Below are 16,030 nucleotides of genomic sequence, written 5' to 3' on the forward strand. Positions count from 1 at the left end.
TGGGGGGCCGGGGGCCCGCCGGGGCGGCCCCCCCCCCCCCGCGACCGGCTGGCGCGAGGCCTGCCGGTCGACCGCCACGCCCTCGGCGTCGCGGCCTGGATGCGCTATGTCGCCGGGACGGACGAGGCCGGCAAGCCGATCGACGTTCGCGATCCGCTGGCCGCCGATCTCGCCGCGATCGCGCGTGAGGCCGGGCCGGTGGCGGAGCGCTTGGCGCCGGCGCTGCTCGGCGTCCGTGCCGTGTTCGGCGACGACCTGCCGGGCCAGCCGCAGTTCCGCGCCGCGGTGACCCGAGCCCTCGACGCCCTGTATCGCCAGGGCGCCAAGGCGACGGCCGCTTCCTATGCCCGTTTGGAGGGCTGACAACCGGCCCGGGGAGGTCGCTCGCGCCGAATACCTTACCAGGAGGTAAAATATTTTCGGCCGTGATGTCGATTCCCGGCCGGCCCGTTCGTCTTCAGCATGAGAGCCGGCGTTCCGAAGCGGGATGAGCCCCTCCGGAAGCGATCCGGCGCCATGCGGAAGAGGCCCCTATGTCGCAACCGCGGACGGACAATCCCTATCGCTGGGTCATCATCGGTGTCGGCGCGCTGATGACCTGCGTCGGCATCGGCGCGATGTTCTCGCTGGCGATCTTCCTGCAGCCGATGGCGGCCGATACCGGCTGGAGCCGCGCCGGCATCTCCAGCGCCATGACCCTCAACTTCCTGGTCATGGGCGCGGCCGGCTTCGCCTGGGGCGCGATCAGCGACCGCATCGGCCCCCGGATCGTGGTGCTCAGCGGCGCGGCGCTGCTGGGCCTGGCCCTGGTCCTGGCCAGCCACGCCACCACGCTGGCCGCGTTCCAGCTGATCTACGGCACGCTGGTCGGGCTCGCGGCCGGAGCCTTCTTCGCCCCGATGGTGGCCGCCGCCACCGGCTGGTTCGACACCAACCGCGCTTTGGCCGTGTCGCTGGTGTCGGCGGGCATCGGTGTGGCGCCGATGACGGTCTCGCCCTTCGCCGCCTGGCTGGTGGCGGCCTATGACTGGCGCACGGCGATGATGATCGTCGGCATCGCCGCCTGGGTTCTGCTGCTGCCGGCCGGGCTGCTGGTGCGGCGGCCGCCGGCCGCAGTCGGCGGCGCCGAGGCTCCGGCGCCGTCCGGCGAGATCGGCGACATGTCCGCGGCCAGCGCCTTCCGCACGCCGCAATTCGCGGTCCTGGCGGCGACCTTCTTCCTGTGCTGCGCGGCCCATTCCGGGCCGATCTTCCACATGGTCAGCTATGCCATCACCTGCGGCGTCGCCCCGCTGGCCGCCGTCACCATCTACAGCGTCGAAGGGCTGGCCGGCCTCGGCGGGCGCCTGCTGCTCGGCATCCTGGCCGACCGGCTCGGCGTCAAGCGCGTGCTGGTGGCCGGGCTGCTGGTGCAGGCGGTCGTCATCGTCGCTTATCTGTTCGTCGCCAATCTCGGCGAGTTCTACCTGCTGGCCGCGATCTTCGGCACCGCCTATGGCGGCGTGATGCCGCTCTATGCCGTGCTGGCGCGCGAATATTTCGGCCAGGCGGCCATGGGCACCGTGTTCGGCGCGGTGACCATGGCCTCCAGCATCGGCATGGCGCTCGGCCCCCTGGCCGGCGGCTGGGTGTTCGACACCTTCGCCGCCTATCACTGGCTCTATCTCGGGTCGTTCGCGGTCGGGCTCGGCGCCGTCGCCATCGCGCTGGCCTTCCCGCCCTTGCCGTCGCGGCGGAGCCAGCGGCTTCAGCCGGCGTGAGCGTGTCCGGCTGCGCCGTCCCCGTCCTGCGATGGGGACGGCGCAGCCGTCTTCAGGCCGCCGCCCGGTCCCGTGGGCCGATCGGGCGGTCGCCCTTCACCGTGGTGCGGTAAAGGGTGCGGGCCAGATGCGGCGGGCAGCCGGTGGCCAGGTGGATGGTGGCGCGGTTGTCCCAGAACACCAGGTCGTGCGCCTGCCAGCGGTGCCGGTACTGGAACTGCGGCTGGATCATGTGCTCGAACAGCCGGCGCAGCAGCGCGTCGCTCTGCGGCCGTTCCAGCTCGGTGATGTGGGTGGTGAAGCCCTCGTTGACGAACAGCGCCTTGCGGCCGGTGGCGGGGTGGATCCGCACCACCGGATGGGTCACCGGCGGCACGGTCTTGGCCTGGTCCGCGGTCAGGCCGGGCCGCAGCGAGCTCTTGGCCTGCTGCGCCACATTGCGGGCGCTGTAGTCGTGCACTGCCGTGAGGCTCTCGATCTGCGCCTTGGTCGCATCGTCCAGCGCGTCATAGGCCGCAGCCATGCTGACGAACAGCGTGTCGCCCTCGACCGGCGGCAGCGTCTGGGCATGCAGCAGCGACCCCAGGCTCGGCTCCGCCTTGTAGGACAGGTCGGAATGCCAGTAGCGCCCGGCATCGGCCAGGCCCAGCGGCTTGCCGTCGCGCATCTCGTTCGAGACGATCAGGATCTCGGGGTGCCCGGCCAGGTGGAAATGGTGCTGCACATGGATCTCCAGCTCGCCGAAGCGGCGGCTGAAGTCGATGTGGTGCTGCGGCGTGAACCGCTGGTCGCGGAACACCACGAGGGACTTCGCCTCGAACAGCGACTTGATCCGGGCGAAGGTCGCCTCGTCCGGCGGGGTGGCGAGGTCGAGCCCCGTGATCTCGACGCCCAGCAGCTCGGACAGGGGACGGGTGGTGAAGGACATGGCGGCGTTTCCGTGCTGTCGATCTAAGGGTTCTGCGTGCCCCAGCGCTCGACGGTGAGCCGGGACAGGGTGCGGAACAAGAGGCTTTCGACCAGGAGGCCGATCAGGATGATGGCCAGGAGGCCGGCGAAGACGTTGGCCGTCTCCAGCTGGTTGCGGTTGACGTAGATGAACCAGCCGAGCCCGCCGGAGCGGGAGGAGACGCCGAACACCAGCTCGGCGGCGATCAAGGTTCGCCAGGCGAAGGCCCAGCCGATCTTCAGCCCGGCCAGGATCGCCGGGAAGGCGGCCGGCACCAGGATCCTGACGACATAGGCGACGCCGCCGAGGCCGAGATTCTGCCCGACCATGGCGAGTGGCCGCGGTACGGCGCGGAAGCCGGAATGGGTGGCCAGCGCCAGCGGCCACAGCACCGAATGGACGATGACGAACAGCAGGCTGGGCGTGCCGAGGCCGAACCAGAGGAGTGCGATCGGCAGGAGGGCGATCGCCGGCAGCGGGTTGAACATCGCGGTCAGGGTCGCCAGCAGCTCGGCGCCCAGCCGGCTGGCCGTGGCCAGCCCGGCCAGGATCGCCGCCGCGACCACGCCGATGGCATAGCCCGCCACCAGCACCTGTAGCGAGGCCAGGGTGCGCAGCGGCAGCTCGCCGCTGGCCAGGCCCTGGCCGAAGGCCGCCAGGGTGGTCAGGAAGCCGGGCAGCAGCAGCGGGCTGCCGACGATGCGCGCCGCGATCTCCCACACCGCTGCCAACGCCGCCAGGATCAGGAGACGACGCCAGGCGCCGGTGCCGATCCAGCGCCGCACGGGCGTCTCGGCGGCCGGACGCAGCGGCGATCCGGCCTGCAGCAAGCCCTGATAGTCAACCATCGGCCGTCTCCGAGTGGCCGATCTGGTCGGCGATCAGGCCGCCGATCCGGGCCTCCAGCGCGGCGAAGGCCGGGTCGCCCCGGTCCGGGCCGCGGCCGCCCGGTAGGTCGATCACGGCGCGGATCCGGCCCGGATGCGCGGTCATCACCACGATCCGGCTGCCGACCACGATCGCCTCGTCGATCGCATGGGTCACGAACAGGGTGGTGACGCCGGTGTCCTCGCACAGCGCCAGCAGCTCCTCCTGCATCCGGCGCCGGGTCATGGCGTCCAGCGCGGCGAAGGGCTCGTCCATCAGCAGCACCTCGGGCCGCAGCGCCAGGGCGCGGGCAATGGCGACGCGCTGCTTCATGCCGCCCGACAGGGTGTTCGGATACTGGTCGGCGACGCGGGCCAAGCCGACGCGCTGCAGCATGTCGTTGGCGGTCGCCTCGGCCTCGGCCCGGCGGGTGCGCTTCGCCCAGGACAGGGCGGCGACCAGGTTGCGCCGCACCGTCAGCCAGGGCAGCAGCTGCTCGAAATCCTGCAGCACCATCATCCGGTCGGGCCCGGGGCGCGACACCGGCCGCCCGTCCAGCAGCACCCGGCCGGACGCGGGCGGCAGGAAGCCGCCGATGCTCTTCAGCAGGCTCGATTTGCCGCAGCCGGACGGGCCCAGCAGCACCAGCCGCTCGCCGCGGCGGATATCCAGGCTGACATCCTCGACCGCCGTCACCGTCCGGCCGTCGACGGCATAGGACAGGGTGACACCCTCCACCCGCAGCGCGGCTGCTGCGGTTGTCTCCGGGGCCAGGGCGAGGGCAGGGGCCGCCATCTCAGCTGCCCTGCCGGTCGTGCAGCGGCGGGAAGAACAGGTCGCGCCAATCGGCCGTGGTGGTGGCGATCTGGCCGATGCGGTGCTGGAACGCGACGAACTTCAAGACGTTCTCGGGCGCCACGGTGTAGCGCGTGTCGGCGGCGGTGATCAGCGCCTCGACGAAGGGCTCCGGCAGCTTCGAGGATTCGGCCGCTATGTACAGCTTGGCCGCCTCGGCCGGATGGGCCTGGATGAACTGGTCGGCGCGGTCCAGCGCCGTGACGATTGCCGCCACCGTCTTCGGGTTCTCGGCGTAGAAGGCGCCGGTGGCGTAGATTACGTTGAAGGTGTGCGGCCCGCCCAGCACGTCGAAGCTGCTCAGCACCCGGTGGATCTTCGGGGCCTGCAGCTGCTGGTTCTGGAACGGCGGGGCGCCGAAATTGGCGGTGACCTCGGCGCTGCCGGACAGCAGGGCCGCGGTCGCATCCGGATGCGCCATGCTGACGGTCAGGTCGTCCAGCTTCGTCGCCTGGTCCTCGCCGAAGGCCTGGGCCGCCGCCATCTGCAGCACCACCGCCTGGAACCCGACCTTCACCGCCGGCAGGGCGATCCGGTCCTTCTCGGTGAAGTCGGCCAGCGTCTTCACCTGCGGGTTGCTGGTGGTCAGGTAGATCGGCATCGAACCCAGCGCGGCGATGCCCTTGACGTCGATCGAGCCGCGCGTCTTGGCCCACAGCGTGATCGCCGGCGGCGCCCCGGCCGCGGCCACGTCCAGGCTGCCGGACAGCAGGGCCTCGTTCATCGCCGCGCCGCCGCTGACCTGGATCCACTCGATCTCCGGCGCCGGCAGCCCGGCCTCGGCCACCGCGGCCTCGATCAGCTTCTGCTGCTTGGCGACGATCATCGGCAGGTAGGAGATGCCGAATTGCTGCGCGATCCGCAGCGTCTCGGTCTCGGCCTGGGCTGGGGCGGCCAGGGCGAGCAGTGTCGCGGCGGCAACGAGGAGGGCAAGGCGGGGGCGCATGGCGACGATCTCTGGCTGGGCGGCAATAGGACGAAGATTTGGGGGGAAGCTGGAAATATCAATCCAATTTATTTGTGTTATTTTATATATATCAAAAATCAGATGTGATTTATGTTCTGTCCGACCCGGCTGCGGACTTCCGTTCCGAGTCTGAACCGATAGCATCCGACTCTGTAACGAAGGCTAATTCCGACAATAGAATCGCCAAAATCGCTCGCCGACGACATGGCGGGTTCTTCGGCTGCAGGGAAGCGATCTCGGTCCGTTCCCAAATGCCTCTTGAGGCGGGACGGGTCGAGGCGCATCATTATTTGTGCGGTGCCGATGATTCGGCGAGTCGGTTGCCTCTGCGCCGCACCGCCCGACGGCGCTCCATCGATCGGAAGGAGATCCGATGGACATCGTGACGTTGATCATCCAGCTCGTGGCAGGTGCGGTCGGCGGCAATGTGGCCGGCGCTGCGCTCAAGCAATACAATCTCGGCACTCTCTGGAACTCGGTCGCCGGCATCGTCGGCGGCGGCATCGGCGGCCAGATCCTGGGGGCGATCGTCCCCAGCCTCGGCGCGGCGGCTGCCAGCGGCAGCCTCGACATCGGCTCGATCATCGGCCAGATCGTCGGTGGTGGCGTCGGCGGCGGCGTCCTGATGGTCATCGTCGGCATCATCAAGCAGATGATGGCCGGCGGGCAGAAGGCCCAGTAACCGGGCCCGGTAAATCGGACTGCGGCGCCCGGACGGCCCACACCGGGCGCCGCAACCCGCTTCCCCGCGCCGGCGCCGCTTGCTAGAAGGGCGCCGGACGGGCCTGTAGTTCAGCGGTTAGAACCCGCCGCTCATAACGGTGTTGTCGCAGGTTCGAATCCTGCCGGGCCCACCACGCTTCGCCCTTACGGGCTTCGCGTGGCGCAGCCACGCCGAAACCGTTAGGGCGAAGCAGTGTCCGGCGTAGCTGGAGCGAAGCGAAAGCGAAGACGGACTGACGCATTGTGGTACGTCTACATCATCCGGAGCACCGCTTTTCCCGACCAGGAGTACGTCGGCGCCTCCGCTGATCTGAGACAGCGGATAGCCGACCACAACGCAGGCAAATCGACCCACACGGCCAAGTTCATGCCGTGGGAGCTGATCTGGTACTGCGCTTTTCCGGATAAACTCAAAGCCCTGGCGTTTGAGAAGTACCTCAAATCGCATTCCGGTAGAGCCTTTACGAAGAAGAGGCTGGTCTGATTCGACCGGCCACAACGCAAGCTGCCCGCTTCAGCTCCCCCGCGCCGCCTCGTACAGCGCGATGGCGGCGGCGTTGGAGACGTTCAGGCTGCCGATCGGGCCCAGGGTCGGCAGCTTGGCCAGCACGTCGCAGGTTTCGCGCGTCAGGTGGCGCAGGCCCTCGCCCTCGGCCCCCAGCACCAGCGCCACCCGGTCGCCGTGCATCGCCTCGGCCAGCGTCGCCTCGCCCTCCTCGGCCAGGCCGATGCGGCGGAAGCCCCATTCGCCGAGCGATTCGAGGGCCCGGGCCAGGTTCTTCACCCGGGTCAGCGGCACGTGCTCGACCGCGCCCGACGCCGCCTTGGCCAGCACCCCGGTGACCTCGGGCGTGTTGCGATCGGTGACGATCACCGCGAGCGCGCCGAAGGCGGCGGCGGAGCGCAGGATGGCGCCGATGTTGTGCGGGTCGGTCACCTGGTCCAGCACCACCACCACGCTGCGCCCCTGCGTGGCGTCGCGCAGCTCAGCCTCGCGGCCGAGATCGTCGATGTCCGGCGCGTCCAGCGGCTTGATCTCGAGTGCGATGCCCTGGTGCACGGCGCCCTTGAGGAAGCGATCCATCAGGGCGCGGTCGACGATCTCCGGCGCCGGGCGGTCGATGCCGGCCGCGGCCGCCTGCGCCAGGGCGTCGGACAGATTCGCCAGCCCGGCCTCGGTGCATTGCACCCGGGTGATCTCCCGCTCCGGATTCAGGATCGCGGCGACGGCGGCATGGACGCCGTAGAGGTAGCGGTCGGGCTCGCGCGCCGGCGGCCGGCCATCGGGTGCACGGCCGCCGGGGCCGCGCTGATCCGGGCGCTGGCCCTGATGCGGGTTGGGCCGCGGGGCGTGGGACGGCGCGGCGCGGGGCGGGCGGTTCTGAGGTGTGCGGGTCATCGCCGTCCTGTGCGCTGTGAGGCGGGCGGGGTCAAGTTTACGATTTTCGCATCACGCATGCTTGACTTCCGCGCCGGGATGTCGATATTCCGCCCCGCCATTCGCCGAGCCGTGCGGCGAAGCCCTTTGGAGGGGTGGCCGAGTGGTTAAAGGCAGCAGACTGTAAATCTGCCCGCATAGCGTACGCTGGTTCGAATCCAGCCCCCTCCACCAAAGCCCGCTTGGCTTCGATGTCACGGTCGAGGACATGGCGCGTCCCGGACCACCGGGCGGGTGTAGCTCAATGGTAGAGCAGCAGCCTTCCAAGCTGAATACGAGGGTTCGATTCCCTTCACCCGCTCCAGTCCCGCGGACACACAGGTCCCAACCGCGAACGATTAGGGTTTTGAGAGAATGGCGAAGGCGAAGTTTGAGCGGACGAAGCCGCACTGCAACATCGGGACGATTGGTCACGTGGACCATGGGAAGACGTCGCTGACGGCGGCGATCACGAAGGTGTTGGCGGAGACGGGCGGGGCGACGTTCACGGCGTACGACCAGATCGACAAGGCGCCGGAAGAGAAGGCGCGCGGGATCACGATCTCGACGGCACATGTGGAGTATGAGACGGCGAACCGTCACTACGCGCATGTGGACTGCCCGGGCCACGCCGACTACGTGAAGAACATGATCACGGGCGCGGCGCAGATGGACGGTGCGATCCTGGTGGTGTCGGCGGCGGACGGGCCGATGCCGCAGACCCGGGAGCACATCCTGCTGGCGCGCCAGGTCGGCGTTCCGGCGCTGGTGGTGTTCCTGAACAAGGTCGACATGGTCGACGATCCGGAGCTCCTGGAGCTGGTGGAGCTCGAGGTCCGCGAGCTGCTGAGCTCGTACGACTTCCCGGGCGACGACATTCCGATCATCCCGGGCTCGGCGCTGGTGGCGCTGGAGGACGGCGACAAGAAGCTGGGGCACGACGCGATCCTGGAGCTGATGGCTCGGGTGGACGCGTACATCCCGCAGCCGGATCGTCCGAAGGACCGTCCGTTCCTGATGCCGATCGAGGACGTGTTCTCGATCTCGGGCCGCGGCACGGTGGTGACGGGTCGGGTCGAGCGCGGCGTGGTGAAGGTGGGTGAGGAGATCGAGATCGTCGGGCTGAAGCCGACGGTGAAGACGACCTGCACCGGCGTCGAGATGTTCCGCAAGCTGCTCGATCAGGGCGAGGCGGGCGACAATATCGGCGCGCTGCTGCGCGGCACCAAGCGCGAGGAGGTCGAGCGCGGCCAGGTTCTGGCCAAGCCGGGCTCGATCACGCCGCACACCGAGTTCAAGGCCGAGGCGTACATCCTGACGAAGGAAGAGGGCGGCCGTCACACGCCGTTCTTCACCAACTACCGTCCGCAGTTCTACTTCCGGACGACGGATGTGACCGGTGTGGTGGAGCTGCCCGAGGGCACCGAGATGGTGATGCCGGGCGACAACATCTCGATGAAGGTCACGCTGATCGCGCCGATCGCCATGGATGAGGGCCTGCGCTTCGCCATCCGCGAAGGCGGCCGCACCGTCGGCGCCGGCGTCGTCGCCTCCATCATCAAGTAACTCGGCTGCCGCGCCTGCGGCATCCGATCGCGACGCTGCGGAAGGGCGGGGATATCCCCGCCCTTTCGTCGTTTCCGGCGATGCCTAAGATGGGTCCATGCTGATCCGCCTCGACCGCGACGTCCCGCTGCAGACCCAGCTCTACGACCAGCTCAAAGCGTCGATCCTGAGCGGCGATGCGGCGCCGGGTACCCGGCTGCCGTCGTCCCGCGCGCTGGCCGACCAGTTCGCGATCGCGCGCAACACCGTGCTGATGGCCTATGAGCAGCTGCTGGCCGAGGGCTATCTCGAAAGCCGGCCGGGCGCCGGGACCTTCGTCGGCGCGGCGCTGCCGGCGGGCGCCGCCCCGCGTCCCGTCGCCGCGATCCCGGCCGAGGCGCCGCGCGCGGCCCGGCTGTCGCGCTACAGCGAGAGGCTGCGCAGCCTCGACATCGACAGCCTGACCCGCCGCGGCGGCCTCCGCTACAGCTTCCACTACGGCACCGTCAGCGCCGCCGACTTCCCGGCCGACATCTGGCGCCGGCTGCTGCTGCGCGAGATCCGCCGCCGCGCCGGCAAGCCCTATCTCTACGAGAACCCGCAAGGGTTGCCGGAGCTGCGCGCCGCGCTGTCCGACTATCTCGGCCGGGCCCGGGCGGTGCGGGCGCGGCCGGAGCAGATCCTGATCGTCAACGGCTCGCAGCAGGCGGTCGACCTGGCGCTGCGCGTGCTGGTCGACCCCGGCGACACGGTGGTGGTCGAGGATCCGGGCTACAGCGGCGCCCGGCTGGCGGTGGAGGCGATCGGCGCCCGGCTGCTGCCGGTTCCGGTCGATGCCGACGGGCTCGACACCGCCCGGCTGCCGCCACCCGAGGCCGGCGCGCGGCTGGCCCATGTCACCCCCGGCCACCAGTTCCCGACCGGCGGGGTGATGCCGGCGGCGCGCCGCCTGGCCCTCTTGGACTGGGCCGAGCGCGGCGGCACCTATGTGTTCGAGGACGATTACGACAGCGAGTACCGCTACGAGGGCCGGCCGGTCGAATCGCTGCAGGCGCTCGACCGCGCCGGGCTGGTGATCTATTCCGGCACCGTCTCCAAGGTGCTTTCCCCTGGCCTGCGCCTCGGCTACATGGTGCTGCCGCCGGAGCTGGTGGAGCCGTTCCTGCGGGCCAAGCAGCTGACCGACCGCCACACCGCCTCGCTCGACCAGGCGGTGTTCGCCCATCTCATCCGCGACGGCCATTTCGAGCGCCACATCCGCCGCACCCGCCGGCGCAACCAGCGCCGCCGCGATGCGCTGGTGGCGGCGCTGAAGTCGGCCTTCGGCCCGGCGGTGGTGATCGAGGGGGCGAAGGCCGGGCTGCATCTGGTGGTCCGCTTCCGCGACATCCCGGCCGCCCTGGCCGGCAGCGTCGCCGAGGCGGCGGCGCTGCGCTCGGTCGGCATCGTCCCGGCCGCGACCGGTGCGGCGGGGGCCGAGGGCGGCGCCGGCTTCCTGATGGGCTACGCCGCGCTGGAGGAGCCGGACATCCGCCAGGGCGTCGCCCTGCTGCGCGAGGTGGTGCAGTCCTTCCGTCGCGGCGGCGCGGCCTGACTGGACCCATCGTTTCCGGAGAAATCCGAATCCACTGCCTGGAAAGCCGGTTCTGCCCAGGAGCGAATTGGCTCCATGGGATTGCCGGTTCGGTGGATCTTCTCCGACCAGTGCCGGAGGCTTAGCGTTCAGGCGACTTCCTTCGGAGACAGCCCATGACCGCCAACGGCACCAACGGTACCCATTCCCCCCAAGCCCTGCGCCTGAAGACCGGCCTGGCCGAGATGCTCAAGGGCGGCGTCATCATGGATGTCACCGATGTGCATCAGGCCGAGATCGCCGAGCGCGCCGGCGCCGTCGCGGTGATGGCGCTGGAGCGGGTGCCGGCGCAGATCCGGGCCGAGGGCGGCGTCGCCCGCATGGCCTCGCCGGTCAAGATCCGCGAGATCATGGGCGCCGTGTCGATCCCGGTGATGGCCAAGTGCCGCATCGGCCATTTCGCCGAGGCCCAGGTGCTGCAGTCGCTCGGCGTCGACTTCATCGACGAATCCGAGGTGCTGACCCCGGCGGACGAGGCGCACCATGTCGACAAGCAGGCCTTCGTCACCCCCTTCGTCTGCGGCGCCCGCAACCTGGGCGAAGCGCTGCGCCGGATCGCCGAGGGCGCGGCCATGATCCGCACCAAGGGCGAGGCCGGCACCGGCGACGTGGTCCATGCCGTGCAGCATCTGCGTCAGATCAGCCGGGACATCCGCGGCCTGACCGTGCTGCGGCCGGAAGAGCTGTACACCACCGCCAAGGAGCTGGGGGCGCCCTACGAGCTGGTGCGGCTGGTGGCCGAGACCGGCCGGCTGCCGGTGCCGAATTTTTCCGCCGGCGGCATCGCCACCCCGGCCGACGCCGCGCTGGTGCGGCAGCTGGGGGCCGAGGCGGTGTTCGTCGGCTCCGGCATCTTCATGCAGGATCCGCAGACCTTCGCCGAGCCGGAGGAGGCGGAGCGCCGCGCCCGCGCCATTGTCCGCGCCACCACCCATTTCGAGGACGCGGCGATCCTGGCCGAGGCCAGCGCCGAGTGCCAGGGCGCTATGAAGGGCTTGGCGGTGGCGGCACTCGACCCCGCCCAGATGCTGCAGACCCGCGGATGGTGAGCGGTCGGGGTGAGGGTGCCGGCGCGCCGTGCATCGGCGTGCTGGCGCTGCAGGGCGACTTCGAGGCCCATGCCCGGGCGTTGCGCGAGGCCGGGGCGGAGGCCGTCCCGGTGCGCCTGCCGGCCCATCTCGACGGCTTGGCCGGGCTGGTGATCCCGGGCGGCGAGTCGAGCACGCTGCTCAAGCTGGCGGCGCGCGACGGCCTGTTCGAGGCGCTGCAGGGCTTCGCCCGGACGATGCCGGTGTTCGGCACCTGCGCCGGCTGTATCCTGCTGGCCCGCCGGGTGCTGCGGCCGGAGCAGGAGAGCCTCGACGTGCTCGACGCCACGGTCGAGCGCAACGCTTATGGCCGCCAGATCGATTCGGCGATCCTGAAGATCCCGACCGTGCTGCCCGGCGGGCCGCTGGAGACGGTCTACATCCGGGCGCCGCGGATCGCCGCGATCGGCCCCGGCGTCGAGGTGCTGGCGAAGCGGGGCGGCGACCCGGTGCTGGTGCGCCAGGGCCGGCTGCTGGCCGCCACTTTCCACCCCGAGCTGTCCGCCGACCGGCGCGTCCATCGCCTGTTCCTGGACATCGCTGCGACCGCAGCAACCGAGGCGGACCGGGCGGCCTGAGAGAAAACCGCCCGGGCTTCCGAACAGGTGTTGATTCTGCCGGGCGCTTCCGCTACAAGGCCGTTCGCTCCGCGGTCAGGGCGGCGAGCGTGCCTCGTCGTGTTCCTGAAGGCAGGGCGGTCCCCGGAGGAGTGTAGCTCAATTGGTAGAGCGTCGGTCTCCAAAACCGAAGGCTGGGGGTTCGAGACCCTCCACTCCTGCCACGCCCGCCTGACCGGCGATTTGATTGGTAGACATGGCCAAGACCAGCCCCGTCCAGTTCTTCAGGCAGGTCCGGCAGGAGACCGCGAAGGTCACCTGGCCGACACGGAAGGAGACCGCGATCACCACCGGCATGGTGTTCGTGTTCGTCACCCTCATGTCGATCTTCTTCCTGCTGGTCGACTGGGTCGCCGGCTGGGCGGTGACGTCCGTCATCGGCATGGGGGGCTGACCCATGGCGATGCGCTGGTACGTGCTGCACGTCTATTCGAATTTCGAGAAGAAGGTCGCGGAGTCGATCCGCGAACAGGCCGAGCAGAAGGGCCTGGCCGACCATTTCGAACAGATCGTGGTGCCGACCGAGGAGGTCGTCGAGATCCGCCGCGGCCAGAAGGTCAACACCGAGCGCAAGTTCTTCCCGGGCTATGTGCTGCTCAAGATGGAGCTGTCCGACCGGGCCTGGCATCTGGTCAAGAACACGCCGAAGGTCACCGGCTTCCTCGGGTCCGGCAACAAGCCGATCCCGATCAGCGAGACCGAGGCGATGCGGATCATGCAGCAGGTCCAGGAAGGGGTGGAGCGGCCGAAGCCCTCCATCAGCTTCGAGATCGGCGAGACGGTGCGCGTGGCCGACGGTCCCTTCACCAGCTTCAACGGCGTGGTGGAAGAGGTCGACGAGGAGCGTTCGCGGCTCAAGGTCGCGGTCTCGATCTTCGGCCGTGCGACTCCGGTGGAGCTAGAGTACACGCAGGTCGAGAAGGTTTCGTGACGATCCGCTGATCGTCGTCGGATACCCCGCGCTCCAGGGCGCGGGGGAACGGTGCGGGAGACCCTCCCGGGAAGTCCTCCGGGGGTCGTGACCGCGCTTCCCCATCCCTCCGGTTCCGCCGGAGGGATCAGTTGTTGAGGGATATGAGATGGCAAAGAAGGTCGTAGGACAGATCAAGCTGCAGGTGCCCGCGGGCGCCGCCAACCCGTCGCCGCCGATCGGTCCGGCGCTGGGTCAGCGCGGTCTGAACATCATGGAGTTCTGCAAGGCGTTCAACGCGCTGACCCAGAACCTCGAGAAGGGAATGCCGATCCCGGTCGTGATCACGGCCTATGGCGATCGGACCTTCACCTTCGTCACCAAGACGCCGCCGAACACCTACTTCATCAAGAAGGCCGCGGGGCTCGACAAGGGCAGCCAGACGCCCGGCAAGGGCGCCACGGTCGGCAAGATCACGATGAAGCAGATCCGCGAGATCGCCGAGATCAAGATGAAGGATCTCAATGCGAACGACGTCGACGCCGCTGCCCAGATGATCAAGGGCTCGGCCCGGTCGATGGGCATCGAGGTGGTGGAGTAATCGGCATGGCCAAGATTTCCAAGCGCACCCGCGCCGTCACCAAGGGCCTGAACCCCGAGGCGACCTACGAGCTGGCCCAGGCCGTCAAGATGCTGAAGGCGTCGGCCACGGCGAAGTTCGACGAGACCGTCGAGATCGCGATGAATCTCGGCGTCGACCCGCGCCACGCCGACCAGATGGTCCGCGGCGTCGTGCAACTGCCGAACGGCACCGGCAAGACCGTCCGCGTCCTGGTGTTCGCCCGCGGCGACAAGGCCGAGCAGGCCACGGCCGCCGGGGCCGACATCGTCGGCGCCGATGATCTCGCCAAGGAGATCCTCGAAGGCCGGATGGATTTCGACCGCTGCATCGCCACCCCGGACATGATGGGCGTGGTCGGTCGCCTCGGTAAGGTGCTGGGCCCGCGCGGCCTGATGCCGAACCCGAAGCTCGGCACCGTCACCCCCGACGTCGCCGGCGCGGTCAAGGCCGCCAAGGGCGGCGCCGTGGAGTTCCGGGCCGAGAAGGCGGGCATCGTCCATGCCGGCGTCGGCAAGGCCAGCTTCACGGAAGATGCCCTGGTCGGCAACATCCGCGCCTTCGTCGAGGCGATCCAGCGCGCCAAGCCCAGCGGGGCGAAGGGCACCTACCTCAAGAAGGTGACCGTCACCTCGACCATGGGCCCGGGCTACAAGCTGGACCTGGCGAAGCTGCACGAGGCCGCCGGCGCCTGATCGGCGCCACGGGCTTGAAGAATACGCTGCTCGTGAGAGCGGCGGACAGGGTGGGGCCTCGGCTCTGCCCGAACCTGTCCGAGACTGCAGGGGCACCGCAAGGCGCTTAAAACCCACCTGCATAGACGGGAGTCGAACCCAATCAACGGCGGCGGCCGGGCTTCGGCCCGGACGTCGTGCGGGGCTTGGACTTCTGGGACAGGAGAGCGGATCGGCACCGGACCCAACCTCATCTCGAGGGCGGGTCCAAGGACCGGTCCAGTGTGGACTGGGGTCCCCTTCCGGCATCGTCCGGGGCGGGATCCCGACAACGGAGGCGATCCGTGAACCGTACACAAAAGACCGAGAAGATCGCCGCGCTGCAGGAGTCGTTCCGGACGGCGAACATGGTCGTCGTCGCCCGCCAAGGCGGGATGACGGTGGCTGAATCGACCGATCTCCGGCGGCAAATGCTCGCGGCGGGGGCCTCGTTCCGCGTGACCAAGAACCGGCTCGCCCGCATCGCCCTTCAGGGCACCCAGTTCGAGCATCTGGCGGACCTGTTCACCGGCCCGACCGCCATCGCGTTCTCCCAGGACGCGGTTGCGGCGGCGAAGGTGGCGGTCGACTACGCCAAGAAGAACGAGAAGCTGCAGATCATCGGCGGCGGTCTCGGTCCTCAGCTGCTCGATCAGAAGGGTGTCGAGGCTCTCGCTTCGCTGCCGTCGCTCGACGAGCTGCGGGCGAAGCTGGTGGGCATGATCCAGACCCCGGCGACCCGTATCGCTGGTGTTCTGCAGGCTCCGGCCGGGCAGCTCGCCCGCGTCTTCGGGGCCTATGCCAAGAAGGACGAGGCGGCGTAGCGCCGCACCTGTTGAAACCGTACCCAGAAGACCCAAGTTCTAGGAGAACGAAATGGCTGATCTTGCAAAGCTTGTCGACGAGCTGTCGAGCCTGACGGTCCTCGAGGCCGCCGAGCTCTCGAAGCTGCTCGAGGAGAAGTGGGGCGTTTCCGCCGCCGCTCCGGTCGCGGTTGCCGCGGCTCCGGGCGCGGCCGCTGCCGCTGCCGCTCCGGCCGAGGAGCAGACCGAGTTTAACGTCATCCTGACGGAAGCCGGCGACAAGAAGATCAACGTGATCAAGGAGGTCCGTGCGATCACCGGCCTCGGCCTCAAGGAGGCCAAGGACCTCGTCGAAGGCGCGCCCAAGCCTGTCAAGGAAGGCGTGTCGAAGGACGAGGCCGCCAAGATCAGGAAGCAGCTCGAAGAAGCCGGCGCCAAGGTCGACGTCAAGTAAGACCCGCGTGGCACTTCAGGCTGTTTTGTCGTTGTAGTCCGGGCGCGGGGGGGGGGGGGGGGGGGGGGGGGGGGGGGGGGGGGGGGGGGGGGGGGGGGGGGGGGGGGGGG

At 69.3% G+C, this 16,030-nt stretch carries 19 protein-coding genes and 4 tRNA genes; 18 read left to right on the plus strand and 5 right to left on the minus strand.

Translation table 11 applies throughout. The annotated features are described in order from the left end of the window. Positions 1 to 363: mannitol dehydrogenase family protein (locus AAHM41_RS32525; protein ID WP_446719502.1), on the plus strand; the 363-nt coding region annotated here is incomplete at its 5' end. Between the two features lie 170 nt (positions 364 to 533). Further along, positions 534 to 1,760 carry an MFS transporter gene (locus AAHM41_RS32530; RefSeq protein ID WP_342240788.1) on the plus strand — a complete coding sequence of 409 codons (1,227 nt, stop codon included), beginning with the start codon at positions 534 to 536 and terminating at the stop codon, positions 1,758 to 1,760. A gap of 52 nt (positions 1,761 to 1,812) precedes the next feature. Here the strand turns inward: AAHM41_RS32530 and AAHM41_RS32535 are convergent, their stop codons facing one another. From AAHM41_RS32535 to AAHM41_RS32550, 4 genes are read right to left on the minus strand one after another with little or no spacing between them, the layout of a single operon-like run. After that, entirely contained in the window at positions 1,813 to 2,688 is an 876-nt protein-coding gene (locus tag AAHM41_RS32535) for a TauD/TfdA dioxygenase family protein (protein ID WP_342240789.1), read from the minus strand. Positions 2,689 to 2,711: 23 nt separating this feature from the next. Beyond that, positions 2,712 to 3,557 (minus strand): ABC transporter permease, encoded by an 846-nt coding sequence (locus tag AAHM41_RS32540; protein ID WP_342240790.1) that lies wholly within the window; start codon positions 3,555 to 3,557, stop codon positions 2,712 to 2,714. After that, complete coding sequence (locus tag AAHM41_RS32545) at positions 3,550 to 4,371, minus strand: ABC transporter ATP-binding protein (protein ID WP_342240791.1); 822 nt, start codon at positions 4,369 to 4,371, stop codon at positions 3,550 to 3,552. The genes AAHM41_RS32540 and AAHM41_RS32545 overlap by 8 nt, the downstream gene beginning before the upstream one ends. Before the next feature lies 1 nt (position 4,372). Beyond that, the gene (locus AAHM41_RS32550) at positions 4,373 to 5,377 is read right to left on the minus strand and encodes an ABC transporter substrate-binding protein (RefSeq protein ID WP_342240792.1); all 1,005 of its coding nucleotides are present in this window, start codon (positions 5,375 to 5,377) and stop codon (positions 4,373 to 4,375) included. 394 nt (positions 5,378 to 5,771) lie between these two features. Here AAHM41_RS32550 and AAHM41_RS32555 point away from each other — a divergent pair, with 394 nt between their 5' ends. The 3 genes from AAHM41_RS32555 (at position 5,772) to AAHM41_RS32565 (ending at position 6,605) form a co-directional block, all read left to right on the plus strand. Next, on the plus strand, positions 5,772 to 6,080 hold the full coding sequence (locus tag AAHM41_RS32555; RefSeq protein WP_342240793.1) for a hypothetical protein: 309 nt from the start codon (positions 5,772 to 5,774) through the stop codon (positions 6,078 to 6,080). A 99-nt stretch (positions 6,081 to 6,179) separates the two neighbouring features. Continuing rightward, positions 6,180 to 6,255, plus strand: a tRNA-Ile gene (locus tag AAHM41_RS32560). Between the two features lie 107 nt (positions 6,256 to 6,362). Next, a complete protein-coding gene (locus AAHM41_RS32565; protein WP_342240794.1) occupies positions 6,363 to 6,605 on the plus strand; it encodes a GIY-YIG nuclease family protein in 243 nt (80 codons plus the stop codon). Between the two features lie 30 nt (positions 6,606 to 6,635). Here AAHM41_RS32565 and rlmB read toward each other — a convergent pair whose 3' ends face one another. Continuing rightward, positions 6,636 to 7,520: a 23S rRNA (guanosine(2251)-2'-O)-methyltransferase RlmB gene (rlmB, locus tag AAHM41_RS32570; protein ID WP_342240795.1), complete on the minus strand. Its 885-nt coding sequence runs from the start codon at positions 7,518 to 7,520 to the stop codon at positions 6,636 to 6,638. 128 nt (positions 7,521 to 7,648) lie between these two features. Here rlmB and AAHM41_RS32575 point away from each other — a divergent pair. The 13 genes from AAHM41_RS32575 to rplL all read left to right on the plus strand — a co-directional run bounded on the left by AAHM41_RS32575 (position 7,649) and on the right by rplL (position 15,920). Continuing rightward, positions 7,649 to 7,733: transfer RNA gene (locus AAHM41_RS32575), tRNA-Tyr, on the plus strand. A gap of 56 nt (positions 7,734 to 7,789) precedes the next feature. Continuing rightward, a tRNA-Gly gene (locus AAHM41_RS32580) sits at positions 7,790 to 7,863 on the plus strand. A gap of 50 nt (positions 7,864 to 7,913) precedes the next feature. Then, positions 7,914 to 9,104, plus strand: a complete 1,191-nt coding sequence (gene tuf, locus AAHM41_RS32585; RefSeq protein ID WP_342240796.1) for an elongation factor Tu — start codon at positions 7,914 to 7,916, stop codon at positions 9,102 to 9,104. A gap of 97 nt (positions 9,105 to 9,201) precedes the next feature. After that, a complete protein-coding gene (gene pdxR / locus AAHM41_RS32590) occupies positions 9,202 to 10,677 on the plus strand; it encodes a MocR-like pyridoxine biosynthesis transcription factor PdxR (protein ID WP_342240797.1) in 1,476 nt (491 codons plus the stop codon). A 155-nt stretch (positions 10,678 to 10,832) separates the two neighbouring features. Further along, complete coding sequence (pdxS, locus tag AAHM41_RS32595; protein WP_342240798.1) at positions 10,833 to 11,765, plus strand: pyridoxal 5'-phosphate synthase lyase subunit PdxS; 933 nt, start codon at positions 10,833 to 10,835, stop codon at positions 11,763 to 11,765. Next, the gene (gene pdxT, locus AAHM41_RS32600) at positions 11,759 to 12,382 is read left to right on the plus strand and encodes a pyridoxal 5'-phosphate synthase glutaminase subunit PdxT (protein WP_342240799.1); all 624 of its coding nucleotides are present in this window, start codon (positions 11,759 to 11,761) and stop codon (positions 12,380 to 12,382) included. Before pdxS ends, pdxT begins: the two co-directional genes overlap by 7 nt. Before the next feature lie 127 nt (positions 12,383 to 12,509). Further along, a tRNA-Trp gene (locus AAHM41_RS32605) sits at positions 12,510 to 12,585 on the plus strand. A gap of 32 nt (positions 12,586 to 12,617) precedes the next feature. Next, positions 12,618 to 12,815 (plus strand): preprotein translocase subunit SecE, encoded by a 198-nt coding sequence (secE, locus tag AAHM41_RS32610; protein ID WP_138892572.1) that lies wholly within the window; start codon positions 12,618 to 12,620, stop codon positions 12,813 to 12,815. A gap of 3 nt (positions 12,816 to 12,818) precedes the next feature. Next, the gene (gene nusG / locus AAHM41_RS32615) at positions 12,819 to 13,352 is read left to right on the plus strand and encodes a transcription termination/antitermination protein NusG (protein WP_342240800.1); all 534 of its coding nucleotides are present in this window, start codon (positions 12,819 to 12,821) and stop codon (positions 13,350 to 13,352) included. A gap of 148 nt (positions 13,353 to 13,500) precedes the next feature. Next, entirely contained in the window at positions 13,501 to 13,932 is a 432-nt protein-coding gene (rplK, locus tag AAHM41_RS32620; RefSeq protein ID WP_342240801.1) for a 50S ribosomal protein L11, read from the plus strand. 5 nt (positions 13,933 to 13,937) lie between these two features. Further along, positions 13,938 to 14,645, plus strand: a complete 708-nt coding sequence (rplA, locus tag AAHM41_RS32625; protein ID WP_342240802.1) for a 50S ribosomal protein L1 — start codon at positions 13,938 to 13,940, stop codon at positions 14,643 to 14,645. Between the two features lie 323 nt (positions 14,646 to 14,968). Beyond that, a complete protein-coding gene (rplJ, locus tag AAHM41_RS32630; RefSeq protein WP_342240803.1) occupies positions 14,969 to 15,487 on the plus strand; it encodes a 50S ribosomal protein L10 in 519 nt (172 codons plus the stop codon). A gap of 52 nt (positions 15,488 to 15,539) precedes the next feature. After that, positions 15,540 to 15,920 carry a 50S ribosomal protein L7/L12 gene (rplL, locus tag AAHM41_RS32635; RefSeq protein ID WP_342240804.1) on the plus strand — a complete coding sequence of 127 codons (381 nt, stop codon included), beginning with the start codon at positions 15,540 to 15,542 and terminating at the stop codon, positions 15,918 to 15,920. The last annotated feature ends 110 nt before the right edge of the window (positions 15,921 to 16,030 follow it).

The sequence above is a fragment of the Inquilinus sp. OTU3971 genome (assembly GCF_038440215.1).

Bases quoted from the DNA above. Each gene is read 5' to 3' on its own strand.
- AAHM41_RS32530 (WP_342240788.1), top strand. From the start codon at position 534: ATGTCGCAACCGCGGACGGACAATCCCTATCGCTGGGTCATCATCGGT.
- AAHM41_RS32535 (WP_342240789.1), bottom strand. From the start codon at position 2,688: ATGTCCTTCACCACCCGTCCCCTGTCCGAGCTGCTGGGCGTCGAGATC.
- AAHM41_RS32540 (WP_342240790.1), bottom strand. From the start codon at position 3,557: ATGGTTGACTATCAGGGCTTGCTGCAGGCCGGATCGCCGCTGCGTCCG.
- AAHM41_RS32545 (WP_342240791.1), bottom strand. From the start codon at position 4,371: ATGGCGGCCCCTGCCCTCGCCCTGGCCCCGGAGACAACCGCAGCAGCC.
- AAHM41_RS32550 (WP_342240792.1), bottom strand. From the start codon at position 5,377: ATGCGCCCCCGCCTTGCCCTCCTCGTTGCCGCCGCGACACTGCTCGCC.
- AAHM41_RS32555 (WP_342240793.1), top strand. From the start codon at position 5,772: ATGGACATCGTGACGTTGATCATCCAGCTCGTGGCAGGTGCGGTCGGC.
- rlmB (WP_342240795.1), bottom strand. From the start codon at position 7,520: ATGACCCGCACACCTCAGAACCGCCCGCCCCGCGCCGCGCCGTCCCAC.
- tuf (WP_342240796.1), top strand. From the start codon at position 7,914: ATGGCGAAGGCGAAGTTTGAGCGGACGAAGCCGCACTGCAACATCGGG.
- pdxR (WP_342240797.1), top strand. From the start codon at position 9,202: ATGCTGATCCGCCTCGACCGCGACGTCCCGCTGCAGACCCAGCTCTAC.
- pdxS (WP_342240798.1), top strand. From the start codon at position 10,833: ATGACCGCCAACGGCACCAACGGTACCCATTCCCCCCAAGCCCTGCGC.
- pdxT (WP_342240799.1), top strand. From the start codon at position 11,759: ATGGTGAGCGGTCGGGGTGAGGGTGCCGGCGCGCCGTGCATCGGCGTG.
- secE (WP_138892572.1), top strand. From the start codon at position 12,618: ATGGCCAAGACCAGCCCCGTCCAGTTCTTCAGGCAGGTCCGGCAGGAG.
- nusG (WP_342240800.1), top strand. From the start codon at position 12,819: ATGGCGATGCGCTGGTACGTGCTGCACGTCTATTCGAATTTCGAGAAG.
- rplK (WP_342240801.1), top strand. From the start codon at position 13,501: ATGGCAAAGAAGGTCGTAGGACAGATCAAGCTGCAGGTGCCCGCGGGC.
- rplA (WP_342240802.1), top strand. From the start codon at position 13,938: ATGGCCAAGATTTCCAAGCGCACCCGCGCCGTCACCAAGGGCCTGAAC.
- rplL (WP_342240804.1), top strand. From the start codon at position 15,540: ATGGCTGATCTTGCAAAGCTTGTCGACGAGCTGTCGAGCCTGACGGTC.